Annotated in this window: 15 protein-coding genes; 13 read left to right on the top strand and 2 right to left on the bottom strand. The window is 69.1% G+C overall.

Features of this window, described 5'->3' with window-relative positions; all coding sequences use genetic code 11:
- The first annotated feature begins 14 nt into the window (after positions 1-14).
- From PLC66_RS00295 to ilvA, 5 genes are all read left to right on the top strand, one after another.
- Positions 15-1,496, top strand: a complete 1,482-nt coding sequence (locus PLC66_RS00295; RefSeq protein WP_324536729.1) for an RNA polymerase factor sigma-54 — start codon at positions 15-17, stop codon at positions 1,494-1,496.
- A 17-nt stretch (positions 1,497-1,513) separates the two neighbouring features.
- Positions 1,514-1,837 (top strand): ribosome hibernation-promoting factor, HPF/YfiA family, encoded by a 324-nt coding sequence (gene hpf, locus PLC66_RS00290; RefSeq protein WP_324536727.1) that lies wholly within the window; start codon positions 1,514-1,516, stop codon positions 1,835-1,837.
- Between the two features lie 136 nt (positions 1,838-1,973).
- Positions 1,974-2,459, top strand: a complete 486-nt coding sequence (ptsN, locus tag PLC66_RS00285) for a PTS IIA-like nitrogen regulatory protein PtsN (protein WP_324536725.1) — start codon at positions 1,974-1,976, stop codon at positions 2,457-2,459.
- Positions 2,428-3,387 carry an HPr(Ser) kinase/phosphatase gene (hprK, locus tag PLC66_RS00280; protein WP_324536723.1) on the top strand — a complete coding sequence of 320 codons (960 nt, stop codon included), beginning with the start codon at positions 2,428-2,430 and terminating at the stop codon, positions 3,385-3,387. Before ptsN ends, hprK begins: the two co-directional genes overlap by 32 nt.
- A gap of 91 nt (positions 3,388-3,478) precedes the next feature.
- The gene (gene ilvA, locus PLC66_RS00275; protein ID WP_324537079.1) at positions 3,479-5,104 is read left to right on the top strand and encodes a threonine ammonia-lyase, biosynthetic; all 1,626 of its coding nucleotides are present in this window, start codon (positions 3,479-3,481) and stop codon (positions 5,102-5,104) included.
- An 11-nt stretch (positions 5,105-5,115) separates the two neighbouring features.
- Here ilvA and PLC66_RS00270 read toward each other — a convergent pair whose 3' ends face one another.
- Positions 5,116-5,721 carry a 5-formyltetrahydrofolate cyclo-ligase gene (locus PLC66_RS00270; RefSeq protein ID WP_324536721.1) on the bottom strand — a complete coding sequence of 202 codons (606 nt, stop codon included), beginning with the start codon at positions 5,719-5,721 and terminating at the stop codon, positions 5,116-5,118.
- 42 nt (positions 5,722-5,763) lie between these two features.
- Here PLC66_RS00270 and PLC66_RS00265 point away from each other — a divergent pair, with 42 nt between their 5' ends.
- From PLC66_RS00265 to PLC66_RS00245, 5 genes are read left to right on the top strand one after another with little or no spacing between them, the layout of a single operon-like run.
- Entirely contained in the window at positions 5,764-7,716 is a 1,953-nt protein-coding gene (locus PLC66_RS00265; RefSeq protein ID WP_324536719.1) for a lytic transglycosylase domain-containing protein, read from the top strand.
- Positions 7,717-7,771: 55 nt separating this feature from the next.
- Positions 7,772-8,728 carry a complex I NDUFA9 subunit family protein gene (locus PLC66_RS00260; RefSeq protein WP_324536717.1) on the top strand — a complete coding sequence of 319 codons (957 nt, stop codon included), beginning with the start codon at positions 7,772-7,774 and terminating at the stop codon, positions 8,726-8,728.
- A gap of 42 nt (positions 8,729-8,770) precedes the next feature.
- Entirely contained in the window at positions 8,771-9,415 is a 645-nt protein-coding gene (locus PLC66_RS00255) for a glutathione S-transferase family protein (RefSeq protein ID WP_324536715.1), read from the top strand.
- Positions 9,415-10,644, top strand: coding sequence for a multifunctional CCA addition/repair protein (locus PLC66_RS00250; RefSeq protein ID WP_324536713.1), 1,230 nt, complete (start codon positions 9,415-9,417; stop codon positions 10,642-10,644). The genes PLC66_RS00255 and PLC66_RS00250 overlap by 1 nt, the downstream gene beginning before the upstream one ends.
- The gene (locus PLC66_RS00245; RefSeq protein ID WP_324536712.1) at positions 10,641-11,444 is read left to right on the top strand and encodes an alpha/beta hydrolase; all 804 of its coding nucleotides are present in this window, start codon (positions 10,641-10,643) and stop codon (positions 11,442-11,444) included. The genes PLC66_RS00250 and PLC66_RS00245 overlap by 4 nt, the downstream gene beginning before the upstream one ends.
- A 24-nt stretch (positions 11,445-11,468) precedes the next feature.
- Here PLC66_RS00245 and PLC66_RS00240 read toward each other — a convergent pair whose 3' ends face one another.
- On the bottom strand, positions 11,469-12,644 hold the full coding sequence (locus PLC66_RS00240) for a class I SAM-dependent methyltransferase (protein WP_324536710.1): 1,176 nt from the start codon (positions 12,642-12,644) through the stop codon (positions 11,469-11,471).
- 71 nt (positions 12,645-12,715) lie between these two features.
- On the opposite strand from PLC66_RS00240, the gene PLC66_RS00235 reads away from it, so the two are divergent.
- From PLC66_RS00235 to PLC66_RS00225, 3 genes are read left to right on the top strand one after another with little or no spacing between them, the layout of a single operon-like run.
- Positions 12,716-13,504, top strand: coding sequence for a pteridine reductase (locus tag PLC66_RS00235; protein ID WP_324536708.1), 789 nt, complete (start codon positions 12,716-12,718; stop codon positions 13,502-13,504).
- 60 nt (positions 13,505-13,564) lie between these two features.
- Positions 13,565-14,512 (top strand): tRNA 2-thiocytidine(32) synthetase TtcA, encoded by a 948-nt coding sequence (gene ttcA / locus PLC66_RS00230; RefSeq protein WP_503012160.1) that lies wholly within the window; start codon positions 13,565-13,567, stop codon positions 14,510-14,512.
- Complete coding sequence (locus PLC66_RS00225) at positions 14,512-15,384, top strand: FHA domain-containing protein (RefSeq protein WP_324536706.1); 873 nt, start codon at positions 14,512-14,514, stop codon at positions 15,382-15,384. Before ttcA ends, PLC66_RS00225 begins: the two co-directional genes overlap by 1 nt.

Genomic DNA, 15,384 nt, shown 5'->3' with positions numbered 1-15,384 from the left:
GCACACCGACCACGATGAAACCCAGCCTCCAGCTCAAGCTCTCCCAGCACCTCACGCTGACGCCGCAACTGCAGCAGTCGATCAAGCTGCTGCAGCTGTCGACCATCGAGCTCAACCAGGAAATCGAGCGCTTCCTGCTCGAGAACCCGATGCTCGAACGCGCCGACAGCGATGGCGTGGAGTTCATGCCCCCTGCCGCGCCGGGCAGCCCGCCCGAGCACGAACTGCAGCAACAGCAGCGCCAGGACGAGGCGCGCGAGGCGGCGCCCGACAGCGCCGGAGCCGAGGCCGGCGAGCCCAGGGAAGGCGGCGAGGGCAGCAGCGAGGACGAGGGCATCGACTGGTCGAACGTCGGCAGCGGCGCCTCGAGCCGCGGCGAGGACGATGACGACGTCGATTACCAGGACCTGCAGGCGGCCGGCGTGTCGCTGCGCGAGCACCTCGACCAGCAGGTCTCGCTGTCGCCACTGTCGGACCGCGACCGCGCCCTGGTGCGCCTGGTGATCGAGGCGCTCGACGATGACGGCTACCTGCACCAGCCGCTCGAGGAACTGCTGGAACTGCTGCCCGAGGAGTCCGAGGTCGAGCTCGACGAGCTCAGCATCGCCCTGCGCCATGTGCAGAACCTCGAGCCGGCGGGGATCGGCGCGCGCAGCCCGCAGGAATGCCTGTCGCTGCAATTGCGCACGCTGCCCGAGAGCGATACCCGGGCGCTCGCGCTCGAGATCGTCGACAAGCATCTCGAGCTCCTCGCCGAGCGCAACTTCGTCAAGCTCAAGAAGCTCACCGGCTGCGACGACGACGGCCTGCGCGCCGCCCATGCCCTGATCTGCAGCCTCGACCCGCACCCGGGCTCGCGCTACTCGAGCGCCGAGACGCGCTACGTGCTGCCCGACGTCGTCGTTCGCAAGCTGCGCGGGCGCTGGGTCGTCACCCTCAACCAGGAGGCGATGCCGCGCCTGCGCATCAACCGCCTGTATGCCAGCCTGCTGCAGCAGAACCGCGGCCAGGGGGGCGGACTCGGCGGCCAGTTGCAGGAAGCACGCTGGCTGATCAAGAACGTCCAGCAGCGCTTCGACACCATCCTGCGGGTGTCTCAGGCCATCGTTGACCAGCAGCGGCAGTTCTTCGATCATGGGGAGGTGGCGATGCGGCCACTCACTCTCCGGGAGATCGCAGACCAGCTCGAGCTGCACGAATCCACCGTCTCGCGCGTCACCACGCAGAAGTACATGGCGAGCCCGCGCGGTGTGTTCGAACTCAAGTATTTCTTCGGCAGTCACGTCGCCACCGATACCGGTGGAGCGGCATCCTCGACGGCGATTCGCGCGCTGATTCGCCAGCTGGTGGATGCAGAAGACAGCAAGAAGCCGCTGTCCGACGCCAAGATTGCGGAAGTCCTTGGCCAGCAGGGTATCGTGGTCGCACGGCGCACGATCGCCAAGTACCGTGAATCCCTCAATATCCCGCCGGTCAGTCTGCGCAAATCCATCTGACAACAACAGGAGTAAACATGAATCTCAACATCACCGGGCGCCATGTCGAAGTCACCCCGGCCATTCGCGACTACGTGACTTCCAAGCTCGATCGCGTCATCCGTCACTTCGACAACGTCACCAGTGTCGCGGTGATCCTCTCGGTCGAGAAACTCAAGCAAAAGGCTGAAGTCACGCTGCACGTGCGCGGCAAGGACATCTTCGTCGAGAGCGACGACGCCGACCTGTATGCCGCGATCGACGCGATGAGCGACAAGCTCGACCGTCAGGTTCAGAAGTACAAGCAGAAGCAGGCCGACCACAACCACGAAACGATCAAGCACCAGGCCCCCGAAGTCTGACGCTTTCGTTACCGCCCCGCGTCCGGGGTGTGGTTATAATGCGCGCGTTTTCACGACGCGAGCCCCACTCGCCCCGGACCGTCCAATCGCAGTTCCCGACCTAGGCGGTTCAGCCATTGCGCAAGCCTTCCAGCGAATGAGCCTGATATCTCAACTCCTGCCACTTTCCAACGTGGTGGTCGATCTCGACGCCAGCAGCAAGAAGCGCGTCTTCGAGCAGGCGGGCCTGTTGTTCGAGAACAACCAGGGCATCGGCCGCAGCACCGTGTTCGACAGCCTGTTCACCCGCGAACGACTCGGCTCCACCGGGCTCGGTCAAGGCATCGCGATTCCGCACGGCCGCATCAAGGGCCTGAAGGACGCCGCCGGCGCCTTCCTGCGCCTGGGCACGCCGGTGCAGTTCGACGCCCCGGACGGGCGGCCGGTGAACATGCTGTTCGTCCTCCTCGTTCCGGAGCAGGCGAACGAAACCCACCTGCAACTGCTGTCCGAGCTCGCGCAGATGTTCAGCGATCGCGACTTCCGCGAAGCCCTGCTCAATGCGCCGGACGCGGCCCACATCCATCAGATCTTCATGAACTGGGGCGCCGATGCGGCAGACCAGCGTCGCGCGGCTGTATGAGGCGTACCGTGACAGCCTGAAGCTGTGCCACCTGAGCGGGCGCCTTGACGCGCGCATCGCGGTGGCCGAAGAACGCATCTGGCCCGCCGATCTGGTGGGCCACCTCAACCTGATCCACCCGACCCGTCTGCAGATCCTCGGAGCCGCCGAGCTCGCCTGGGCACGTCGCCAGTCGAACGAGAAGGTCGCGCATCACCTCAACGAGATCCTCTCCGCGCGTCCGCCGGCCATCATCGTCGCCGACGGCTGCGAGGTGCCCAACATCGTGCACGGCATCTGCGCCGCCCACGACGTCGCCCTGCTCACGACAGAGCATCCAGCGGCCAGCGTGATCGACCAGCTTCGCCTCTACCTGTCGCGCGAGCTGGCCGAGAAGGCTTCGCTGCACGGCGTGTTCATGGACGTGCTCGGCCTGGGCGTGCTGATCACCGGCGACTCGGGCGCAGGCAAGTCCGAACTCGCACTCGAACTGATCTCGCGCGGCCACGGCCTGGTGGCGGACGATGTCGTCGAGCTGTCGCGCATCGCGCCCACCGTGCTCGAGGGACGCTGCCCCGAACTGCTGCAGGACTTCATCGAGGTCCGCGGCCTGGGCATCATCAACATCCGCACGATCTTTGGCGAGACGGCGTGCCGGCGCAAGATGCGCCTGCGCCTGATCTGCCATCTCGAGCGCCGCCAGCCCGGCCCGGGCGATCCGACCCGCCTGCCGGTGCAGCAGGAGACGCAGGACATCCTCGGCGTCAAGATCTCGCGCGTGGTGCTGCCGGTGGCTGCCGGGCGCAACCTCGCGGTGCTGCTCGAGGCGGCGGTGCGCTCGACCATTCTTCAACTGCGCGGCATCGACTCGACGCAGGAGTTCATCGATCGCCAGATGCAGGCGATGAGCCCGGGAGGCGATCGCGACGAGGACGGCGTCCGGCCATGAGCCGCACGGTCCGCATCTGGCTGATGCGCGACCTGCTGATCCTCATCGTCGCTGCCGTCTTGCTGCTCGCCAGCCTGCGCGAGTTGCTGAGCTGAGCCGCGCGCCCGCCCCCCGAACGACGCGCACTTGCCGCCCTGCGCATGCGGCTGTTACCCTCAGCCGCTTTGCAGCAGCGCACGCGCCGGCCATGACCACCCCCACGGATTACCTCGAACGCATCCTCAACGCGCAGGTGTACGACGTCGCCGTCGAGACCCCGCTCGACCTCGCCAGCAACCTGTCGGCGCGCACCCACAACCGCATCTTCCTCAAGCGCGAGGACATGCAGCCGGTGTTCAGTTTCAAGATCCGCGGCGCCTACAACAAGATGGCCAAGCTCTCGCCGCAGGCCCTGAAGCGCGGCGTGATCTGCGCCTCGGCGGGCAACCACGCCCAGGGCGTGGCACTGTCGGCGGCCAGGCTCGGCGTGCGCGCGGTGATCGTGATGCCGAGCACCACGCCGGCAATCAAGATCGACGCGGTGAAGGCGCGCGGCGGCGAGGTCGTGCTCGCCGGCGAATCCTATTCCGATGCCTATGCCCACGCCCTGGAGCTGGAGAAGGCCGAGAAGCTGACCTTCGTGCACCCCTTCGACGACCCCGACGTCATCGCCGGCCAGGGTACGGTGGGGATGGAGATCCTGCGCGCGCATCCGAAGCCGATCCACGCCGTGTTCTGCTGTGTCGGCGGCGGCGGCCTGATCGCCGGCGTGGCGGCCTACATCAAGCGCCTGCGCCCGGAGACGAAGATCATCGGTGTCGAGGCGGTCGACGCCGACGCGATGACGCAGTCGCTCGCGGCCGGCCAGCGCATCGCCCTCGAGCAGGTCGGCATCTTCGCCGATGGCGCCGCGGTGAAGGAGGTGGGCGCCGAGACCTTCCGCCTGTGCCAGCAGTACGTGGACGAGATGATCGTGGTCGACAACGACGCCATCTGCGCCGCGATCAAGGACGTGTTCGAGGACACCCGTTCCATCCTCGAGCCCGCCGGCGCGCTCGCCGTGGCCGGCGCCAAGGAATACGTGCGCCGCAACAAGCTGCGCGACAAGAACCTGGTGGCGGTGGCCTCGGGCGCGAACATGAACTTCGACCGCCTGCGCTTCGTCGCCGAGCGCGCCGAACTCGGCGAGCAGCGCGAGGCCGTGCTGGCGGTGTCAATCCCCGAGAAACCGGGCTCGTTCAAGAAGTTCATCAGCGTGCTCGGCAACCGCAACATCACCGAGTTCAACTACCGCTACGCCGACCCGCAGCAGGCCCACATCTTCGTCGGCGTCACCGTGCACAACCGCAACGAGGTCGGCCGCCTGGTCGAGATGCTCGAGCGCCACGAATTGCCCGCGCTCGACCTCACCGACGACGAACTGGCCAAGACCCACGTGCGCTACATGGTCGGTGGCCGCGCGCCGCAGGCCGAGAATGAAGTGGTGTACCGCTTCATCTTCCCCGAGCGCCCCGGCGCCCTGATGAATTTCCTCTCCAACCTGCGCTCGGACTGGAACATCTCGCTGTTCCACTACCGCAACCACGGCTCGGACTTTGGCCGCGTGCTGGTCGGCATGCAGGTGCCGCCGCAGGACAAGGCAGCGTTCGACGACTTCCTGCAGCGTCTGGGCTACGACTACGTGGCCGAGAACGACAACCCGGCCTACCGCCTGTTCCTGTCCTCCAGCGCCGGCTGAGCCCGACCGCCTTAGCGCTGCGCCGGCGCCGCGCCGGCCTCGGTGACGATCCAGGCCATGGGCTTGTCATGGCCCTGCGGCAAGGTGCTCGGCACACGGCCGATCTCGAAGCCGACGCCGACCGCCACCGTGTCCATGCCGGCCAGGGTGCGGTCGAAATAGCCGCCGCCATAGCCGAGCCGGTAGCCACGCGCGTCGAAGGCGTTGAGCGGCACCAGCACCACATCCGGCACCAGCGCCTCGCCCTGCGCGGGGTGCGGAATGCCATGGCGGTCGAGCGGCATCGGCTCGCCCGGTGTCCACGCGCGGAACACCATCGCGGCGTTGCGCTCCAACACCACCGGCAGCGCTGCCACCCGGCCCGGATGAGCGCCCAGCCAGTGCGTGACCCACGCGCGCAGGTCGGGCTCGGCCCGATAGGGCCAGCAGAATCCCAGCCGCAGGGGCTGCAAGGCCTCCATCAGCTCGTCCAGGTGCGCGCTCATGCGTCCGGTGAGGGTCTCGCGCAGTGCCGCCGGCATCGCCTGGCGAGCCCGCAACGCGGCCTCGCGCAGCCGCTTCCGCTCTGCAGCAAAATCGGGCTCGACAAGCGCATCAAGGGCAGGAAGCGGTTTCATGACTGTGATATGGTAGGCCTTGAACAGGAGGCATCGTAGGGTATGAGAAAAGCATTCTGGGCAAGCTTGTTCGCCGCAGCATTCCTGCTGCCCGGAAAAGCCAGCACACAGCCCGCCAACACCATGGCGGCGGTCTCGGGGGCGGACCGTATCGTCGCCGCACGCGAGGCCCTGCGCAAGGGGGATCGTGCCCGCCTGGAGGCACTCGCGGCGGTCCGCGAGCCGCATGTGCTGGACATCTACCCGCGCTACTGGCTGCTGATGAACCAGCTTGCGCGCAGCGAACCGCCACCGGCGCGCGCCCTGCGCGACTTCATCGACGCCGAGGACGGCAGCAATCTCGCCGAGCGCCTGCGCGCCGACTGGCTGCGGCGCATGGCCAGGGACGGTGACTGGACCGGCTTCGTCGCCCTGTTCCCGGAGCTGCAGAATCCGGATGCGGAATTGCGCTGCTCGGCGTGGACCGCCCGCCTGCTCACCGGCGACGCCAGCGCCCTCGCCGAGGTGGCGGCGCAATGGGACGCGCTGCAGTCGGCCCCGGCGAGCTGCGACATGCCGCTGAGTGCCGCCGTCGAGCGCGGCAGCGTGAGCGAGGATCGCGTGTGGTGGCGCATCCGCCGCCAGATCGACACCCGCAGCCCGAACGATGCCCTCGCCAGCCTGGCCCTGCTGCCGCCAGAGGTGGCGCCGGCGCGCGTCGACCTCGACCAGGCGATCCGCTCGCCAGGCCCCTGGCTGGATCGCCTGCCGGCCAACTTCGCCGTCACCCGCGCCGGGCGTGAGCTCGCGCTGGCCGCGCTGGTCCGCCTCACCCGCGAGGACTGGCCCGCGGCCCAGCTCCGGCTGCTGCGCATCCAGGACCGCCTGAGCGCCGAGGAGCGCAACTACGCGAACCTGGTGATGGCCATGCACGCCGCGATCGGCCGCCGTCCCGAGGCCATGGGGCTGTATGCCGCCGCCGGCAGCATCGACACCACCCCGATGCAGCGCGCCTGGCGGGTGCGCGCCGCGCTGCGCGCGCAGGACTGGCGTGCGGTGCGCAGCGCGATCGAGGCCCTGCCGGCCGAGGAACGTGACAGCCCCGACTGGCTCTACTGGCTCGGGCGCGCCCACGCCGCCAGCGGCAACCGCGACGAGGCCGAGTCCCTCTACCTGCGCATCGCCGGCGAGCCGCATTTCTACGGCATGCTCGCCGCCGAGGAGTTCGGTCAGCTCTTCATGCCCCCGCCGTCGACCGCGCCGCTGCCACGGGCCAAGCTCGACGAAGCCGAACGCGACCCGAGCCTGCGCCGCGCGCTCGCGCTGTATCAGCTCGACATGCGCACCGAGGCCCTCCGCGAATGGGTATGGGGCGTGCGCAACCGCGACGAACAATTCCGCCTGGCCGCGGCCCACCTCGCGCTGCGCCACGAACTCTACGATCGCGCGATCAACACCGCCGAGCTTGCCAACCCGCGCAGCAATTTCGAGCTGCGCTTCCTCACCCCTTATCGCGACCTCATCGAACCTCAGGTGCGCGCGCAGGGCCTGGACCTGGGCTGGGTGTACGGCCTGATGCGCCAGGAGAGCCGCTTCGTCATCCCGGCGCACTCGAGCGCCGGCGCCCAGGGCCTGATGCAGGTCATGCCGGACACCGGCAAGTGGGTCGCCAACCGCATCGGCCTTTCGAACTACCACCCGCGCCTGCTCACCGACCCCAATACCAACGTGCTGCTCGGCACCAGCTACATGCGCCTGATCATGGAAGGGCTGGACGACCACCCGGTGCTCGCCAGCGCCGGCTACAACGCCGGCCCGGGGCGCGCACGGCGCTGGCGTGATGCACAACCGCTGGAAGGCGCGATCTATGCCGAGACCATCCCCTTCGACGAAACCCGCGACTACGTCAAGAAGGTGCTGGCCAATGCCGTCGTCTATGCGGCCATGCTCGAAGGGCAGCCGCAATCGCTGAAGGCGCGCCTTGGCACGATCGCCCCGGGCGCGGCCAGCGAGTAAGCTTCGGCCCTGCGATGCCCTCTCACCCCGATAACAACACTGATCGAGTCGAACCATGAATCCGAAACGCGTCGTCCTCGTCGGCGGCTCCGGCTTTATCGGCAGCGCCGTCGCCAATCGACTGTCCGCCGCGGACATCAGAGTGCTGATCCCCACCCGCCGCCGTAGCCGCGCCGGCCATGTGCTGCTGCTGCCCAAGGTCGATGTGGTCGAGGCCGACGTCCATGACCCCGCCACCCTGGCCCGCCTGTTCGCCGGCGCCGACGCCGTCGTCAGTCTGGTCGGTGTGCTGCATTCGCGCCCCGGCACGCCCTTCGGCCCGGCCTTCGCCCGCAACCACGTCGAGCTGCCGCAGAAAATCGTCGCCGCCTGCCGCGCCGCCGGCGTCACCCGCCTGGTGCACATCAGCGCACTGGGCGCGAGCAGCGACGGCCCCTCGGAATACCAGCGCTCGAAGGCCGCCGGCGAGACCGCGATCCGCACCGCCGGCCCCGACATCGCCTGGACCATCCTGCGCCCATCGGTGGTGTTCGGCCGTGGCGACAGCTTTCTCAACCTGTTCGCCCGGCTCGCGGCCCTGTTCCCGGTGCTGCCCCTGGCGGGCGCCCACGCGCGCTTCCAGCCGGTGTACGTGGAGGACGTGGCCGAGGTCGTGTGGCAGAGCCTGGTGCGCCCCGAGGCGGTGGGCCAGACCTATGAACTGGCCGGCCCGAGCGTGTACACCCTGCGCCAGCTCGTCGAATACGTCTCGGCCCTGACTGGCAAGCCGCGTCCGATCGTGCCCCTGCCCGAGGGCCTGGCGATGCTGCAGGCGCGCATGATGGAACTCGCGCCGCAGCCGCTGATGAGCCGCGACAATGTGCGCTCGATGCGGGCGGACAACGTCGCCAGCGGTCCGCCGCTGCCCTTCGGCCTGCAGCCGACCGCACTCGAGGCGGTCGCGCCGGCCTGGCTGGGCGACGAAGCGACGCGCGCCCACTACTATCCCTTCCGCCGCCAGGCGCGGCGCTGACGGCCTCATTCCGATCCTTTCCACCGTGACCCGGAGTCCACGATGAAGCTCATCATCGGCAACAAGAACTACTCGTCCTGGTCCCTGCGCGCCTGGCTCGCCGCGCGCGAAGGCGGCTTCACCTTCGAGGAGATCCGCATCCCGCTGTTCATCCCCGGCAGCCGCGAGCGCATCCTGTCGCACTCGCCCTCGGGCAAGGTGCCCTGCCTGATCGACCATGGCTTCACCGTGTGGGATTCGCTGGCGATCGGCGAATACCTCGCCGAAAAGGCCCCTGCGCTGCTTCCCGCCGACCCTGCCGCGCGGGCGATCGCGCGCGCGGCCACCGCCGAGATGCACGCCGGCTTCCAGAACCTGCGCAGCCGCATGCCGATGAACATCCGCAAGGACTACGCCGGCTTCGGCCACAGCCCCGAGGTGGACGCCGACATCGCGCGCATCGTGGCGCTGTGGACCGACTGCCGCGGCCGCTTCGGTGGCGGCGGTCCCTACCTGTTCGGCCACTTCACGCTCGCCGACGCGGCCTTCGCGCCGGTCGCCTTCCGCTTCCAGACCTATGGCGTGAAGCCCGAGGGCGTGGCCGGCGAGTATGCCGCCACCCTGCTCGCCAACGCGCACATGCAGGAATGGGCGGCGGCCGCGCGCGCCGAGACCGAAGCCATCCCGGAAGAGGACCTCTACGGCTGATGCAGGCCTATGAGGTGGGTGGGGCGGTGCGTGACGCCCTGCTCGGATTGCCGGTCAAGGACCGCGACTGGGTCGTCGTCGGCAGCACCGCGGAAGCCATGCTCGCGCAGGGCTTCCGGCCGGTGGGGCGCGACTTCCCGGTGTTCCTGCACCCGGACAGCAATGAGGAATACGCGCTCGCACGCACCGAGCGCAAGTCGGGGCGCGGCTACACCGGCTTCGTCTGCCATGCTTCGCCCGAGGTCACGCTCGAGGAGGACCTGCGCCGGCGCGACCTCACCATCAATGCCATCGCCCGCGATGCCGACGGGCGACTGATCGACCCCTATGGCGGCGTCGCCGATCTCGAGGCGCGCCTCTTTCGCCACGTCTCGCCGGCCTTCGCCGAGGACCCCTTGCGCATCCTGCGCGTGGCCCGCTTCGCGGCGCGCTTCACCGACTTCAGCATCGCGCCCGAAACGCTCGCGCTGATGCGCCAGATGGTGGCTGCCGGCGAGGTGGACCACCTGGTCGCCGAGCGCGTCTGGCAGGAGCTCGCGCGCGGGCTGATGGAAACACGCCCCTCGCGCATGATCCGCAGCCTGCGCGACTGCGGTGCGCTCGCCCGCATCCTGCCCGAACTCGACCGCCTGTTCGGCATCCCCCAGCCGGCCCGGCACCACCCCGAGATCGACACCGGCGAGCATGTGCTGATGGTCATCGATCAGGCCGCGGCCGCGGCACAGCCGCTGGCGGTGCGCTGGGCCTGCCTGCTGCACGACCTGGGCAAGGGTGACACGCCCGCCGCCGTCCTGCCGCACCACTATGGCCACGAGGCCGCCAGCGCGCGGCGCGCACGCGAAGTGTCGGAGCGTCTCAAGGCACCCGCCGACTGCCGTGAGCTGGCCGAAATGCTGGCGCGCGAACACGGCATCCTCGGCCAGGCTGCCAGCCTGCGCGCAGACACCATGGTCAAGCTGATCGAGCGCTGTGACGCACTGCGCCGCCCCGAGCGCTTCATGCTGATGCTGCAGGGCGCGGCCTGCGACCACGCCGGACGCGGCGACCAGCGGGAATCCGTCACGGACTGGCCGCCACTGGCGCGCTGGGCGGCAGTGCTTCACGCGGTGCGCGGGATCGACGCGGGTACAATCGCCCGCAATTGCCGTGACAAGGCACTGATCCCGCAGGCCCTTCACGCTGCCCGCGTAGCGGCCGTGAAGGCGCTCGACCGCAAGGAAGAACAATGAATACCACCCGCTTCGGTGAGCTCGAGGTGCTGTGCCACGCACCCGCCCGCCCCACTCACACCGCGCCGCTGCTGTTCGTGCATGGCGCCTATGTCGCCGCCTGGTGCTGGGAAGAGCATTTCCTGCCCTGGTTCGCCGCGCGCGGCTGGTCCGCCTATGCGCTGTCGCTGTCCGGCCACGGCGGCAGCCGCCAGCGCGAGCACCTCGACTCCTATTCGATCGACGACTACGTGCGCGACGTCGCCGAGGTCGCCGCCAAGCTGCCGGCCGCGCCGGTGCTGATCGGCCACTCGATGGGCGGCATGGTGGTGCAGAAGTACCTCGAGCAGTACGACGCGCCAGCCACCGTGCTGATGTCCTCGGTGCCGCCGCAGGGGCTGATGGGCTCGGCCTTCGGTCTCATGTTGAAGCGCCCCGCCCTGCTCTCAGACCTCAACGCCATCATGGCGGGCAACGACGTCAACATCGAGAGCCTGCGCGAAGCCCTGTTCCACCAGCCGGTCGATGCCGCCGACCTGCGCCGCTACTACATGCTCAGCCAGCCCGAGTCGCACCGTGCGATCTGGGACATCTCGCTGTTCAACCTGCCGCACCCCGCACGCATGCACCAGGCGCCGATGCTGATCCTCGGCGCCAGCCACGACGCCCTGATCCCTGCCGACCAGGTGCATATGACGGCGGCCACCTATGGCCGTCGGGCCGAGATCTTCCCCGACATGGGCCACGGCATGATGCTCGAGCACGGCTGGCAGGACGTCGCCGCCCGCATCGAGGCCTGGCTGGTCGAGCGCCAGCTCTGAGCCCCAAGCGGCGCGGCCTGTGCGCTACAGGGTGTGCAGGCGGTCACCGCGCGCAAAACCGAGCAAGGGCGCATCGAGCCCCCTGGTGAAGGCCAGCACCTTGAACAGCTCGCCCATCTCCTGCGGCGCGGTCAGACGATGGACCGCGCGCGCCGCCCGGATGTAGTCCGCGCCTTCACGCGGCCCGCGCCGCTCCAGGCACTCGAGCACGCCGCAGTTGAACAGGAACTGCGCCTGCGTGGCATAGCCCTGGACCTGCAGCCCGGCATCGAAGCCGGCGGTGGCGACCGCGGTGAAATCGACGAAGGCGGTAATGTCGTTGAGTCCAGGCCACAGGAAGGGGTCGCCATGGGCGTGATGGCGGTAGTAGCACAGCAAGGTGCCATTGGCGCGCGAAGGCAGGTAGTACTCGGCACGCGGATAGCCGTAATCGATCAGCAGCATCAGGCCGCGCTGCAGACGCTCGGCCCAGGCCTGGACCCAGGCATTGCCCGCCAGATTCAACTCGCTGACGTATTCGCCCTGCGCCGGCACCGGCAGCTCGAGCGCGCGCGCGGCGGCCAGCACCGCGCCGGCGGCGGGCTGGTCGGCCCAGCACAGCCGGCGCACACCAGCGGCATCGCGCTCGAACGCGACCCCGCGCTCGAAAAGCCCCTCGGCACGCGACACGACCAGATGCACCGGCATCACGTCGAGCACCTCGTTCGCCACCACCACGCCTTCGAAGTGGTCAGGCAGGGCGTCGAGCCAGCGCACGCGCGCGGCGAGCTTGGGCGCCCGCGCCGCCAGGGTGTCAAACTGACGCGCACGCAACTCGCCCGACAGCTCGAGGATGCCGTAGGCTTGCGGCAGACAGCCACGCCGCTCGAGCTCGAGCAGCATGTCGGCGGCGAGCAGGCCGGTACCGGCGCCGACCTCGATCAGCTCGGGCGCGCTCGCGCGCAGCCCCTGTTCGACCTGCGCCGCCAGGGCCTGACCGAACAGCGGCGTCAGCTCGGGCGCCGTGATGAAATCGCCGCCCGGCCCGAACTTTCGGGCGCCGCCGCTGTAATAGCCAAGGCCGGGCGCATACAGGGCCAGCTCCATGTAGCGCGAGAACGGGATCCAGCCCCCCGCCGCGGCGATCTCGGCGACGATCAGTTCGAGCAGGCGCGCGCTCTGGGCGCGCGCATCGGCAGTGGGTTCGGGCAGGGAAGACATGGCAGGATCGATGCGGCGCGACGGAAGTCCGCGATTGTAATGGCAGGCCGAACAACCGAGTTGGACAAGCGATGACGCCCCCTCCCCCTTTCGCCTCGACACAGGCCGTTGACGACGCCAGCAACACCGCGCCGCTGATCCTCGTCACCGGCGCCGCACGCCGGGTTGGCGCCGAGATCGCGCGCCAGCTGCATGCGGCCGGCGCGCGCGTGGCCCTGCACTACCGCCGCAGCGCGGACGAGGCCGAGACCCTGGCGGCCGCCTTCAACCGCCAGCGCCCCGACTCCGCCTTCACCGTCGGCGGCGACCTCGCGCGCTTCGGCGCCGCGGAGGACATCGCCGCCCAGGTCCTGGCCCGCAGCGCGCAGGTCGATGGCCTGGTCAACAACGCCTCGAGCTTCTTTGCCACCCCGCTCGGAAAGATCGACCGCGCCGCCTGGGACGAGCTCATGGGCTCCAACCTGATGGGGCCGCTGTTCCTGTCGCAGGCGCTCGCGCCGGCGCTCCGGGCCAGCGCCGGCGCGATCGTCAACATCGTGGACATCCACGCCGAACGCCCGCTGCAGCGCTACCCGCTGTACAGCGCGGCCAAGGCCGGGCTGGGCGCGCTGACCCGCGCCCTGGCCATCGAGCTCGCGCCCCGGGTCAGGGTCAACGGCGTCTCGCCCGGACCGATCGACTGGCCCGAGGACGAGCAGTTCTCCGCCGCCGAGCGCGCGCAGATCATCGAGCACACCTTGCTCAAGCGCGTCGGCAGCGCCGACGACATCGCCCGCACGGTGCGTTTCCTGATGTTCGACGCGCCCTACATCACCGGCCAGATCATCGCCGTCGATGGCGGACGCAGTGCGCATCTGTGAGGCAGCCGCAGCGGGCAGGCGTATAATTCGGCTCGTTTTTCCCGTCGATCGAGTTAGCCCGTGTCCCTTGCCACCGCCCCTGCCGCGCCCCCCGTCGCCCCGCCTGCCCCGGTCGGCAGCGAGGCCGACGTGCGCCACTCCAATACCTTCCTGCGCCTGAAGAAGAAGCTCGAACGCAGCGTCGGCGAGGCGATCGGCGACTACAACATGATCGGCGATGGCGACACCGTGATGGTGTGCGTCTCCGGCGGCAAGGACTCCTACACCCTGCTGTCCTGCCTGCTGGCGCTGCGCGAGCGCGCACCGGTGGATTTCCGCATCGTGGCGATGAACCTCGACCAGAAGCAACCCGGCTTCCCCGACCACGTGCTGCCCGACTATTTCGAGTCGATCGGCGTCGAGTACCGGATCGTCACCGAGGACACCTACTCGATCGTCAAGGACAAGATCCCTGAGGGCAAGACCACCTGCTCGCTGTGCTCGCGCCTGCGCCGCGGCATCATCTACCGCAGCGCCAGGGAGATCGGCGCCACCCGCATCGCGCTCGGCCACCACCGCGACGACATGCTCGAAACCCTGTTCCTCAACATGTTCTTCGGCGGCAAGATCAAGGCCATGCCACCCAAGCTGGTGAGCGACGACGGCCAGCACGTCGTCATCCGCCCGCTCGCCTACTGCACCGAGGCCGACATCGCCCGCTTTGCGCGCACGATGGACTTCCCGATCATCCCGTGCAATCTGTGTGGTTCGCAGGAGAACGCCCAGCGCAAGCAGATCAAGGCCATGCTGCAGGGCTGGGCGCGCGACTACCCGGGCCGCATCGAATCGCTCGCCACCGCGTTGAAGAACGTCGTGCCCTCGCATCTGGCCGACGCGCGCCTGTTCGACTTCGTCGGCCTCAGCCGGCAGACGGTAGTGGATGAGGGCGACACTGCCTTCGACCCGCCCGAGCTGCCCCCCGCCCAGGCCGCCACCGTGCGCCTGCTGATGCCCGGGGACCAAGCCTGATGTCCGAGCGGAAGAACCTCTGCGTCCTCGTCGCGCTGCACCGTGACAACGGGCCGCTCGCCACGCAGTTGGGCGAACAGGAGGCTCTTCACGCCGCCGAGCGCTGCGCCAACCGCATCGAGCGCGCGATCGCCGCACAAGGCGGACGCATCGTGCTCACCGCGACCGGCACCACCATTGCCTGCTTCGAGCGCTGCGACGCCGGCGTGCTCGCCGCCCACGACGCACTGCAGCGCATCCGCAGCTTGCCGCCGCTGCGCGGCGCCCGCCAGCCGGTACGCCTGGGGTTGCACTACGGCATCGTCGAGCTCACCGATGCAGGCCCCGCCGGCGAGGGCGTCAGCTTCGCCCTAGAGCTCGCTGCCCTGTGCGCCACCGAGCAGGCACTGGCCTCGGCAACCGCGGCGATGCTGCTCACCAGCAGCGCGCGCCCCCTGCTGAGCAGCAAGCCGCTCGCCGAAGCGGCCTTCAGCCGGCTGCCCTTCGAAGTCTTCGCCATCGGCCAGCGTGGCGGCCTGGTCACCTCCATTCCGCCGACGGCGCGGCTGTCGCAGCGCCTGCGCCTGCGCCATCAGGAAGAAGTGCTGTTCGTCGAGGAGCAGCGCCCGGTGCTGTTGCTGGGCAGGGAGCTGGGCAATGACCTCGCGATCATGGACCCGCGCGCGTCACGCCAGCATGCGCGCATCGAGCGCAGGCGCGAGGGCTTCGTGCTTTTCGACCAGAGCACCAACGGCACCTTCGTCGCCCTCGACGGTCAGCCGGAGCGCTGCATCAAGCAGGACAAGCTGGTGCTCAACGGGCCGGGTCGCATCGGCTGCGGCTTCTCGGCCAACGAGATCGAGCGCGACCTGGTGTTCTTCGACATCGTTTGA

This window comes from Thauera sp. (assembly GCF_035444905.1).
Classification (GTDB): domain Bacteria; phylum Pseudomonadota; class Gammaproteobacteria; order Burkholderiales; family Rhodocyclaceae; genus Thauera.
This window is presented reverse-complemented; position numbering and strand designations above follow the sequence as displayed.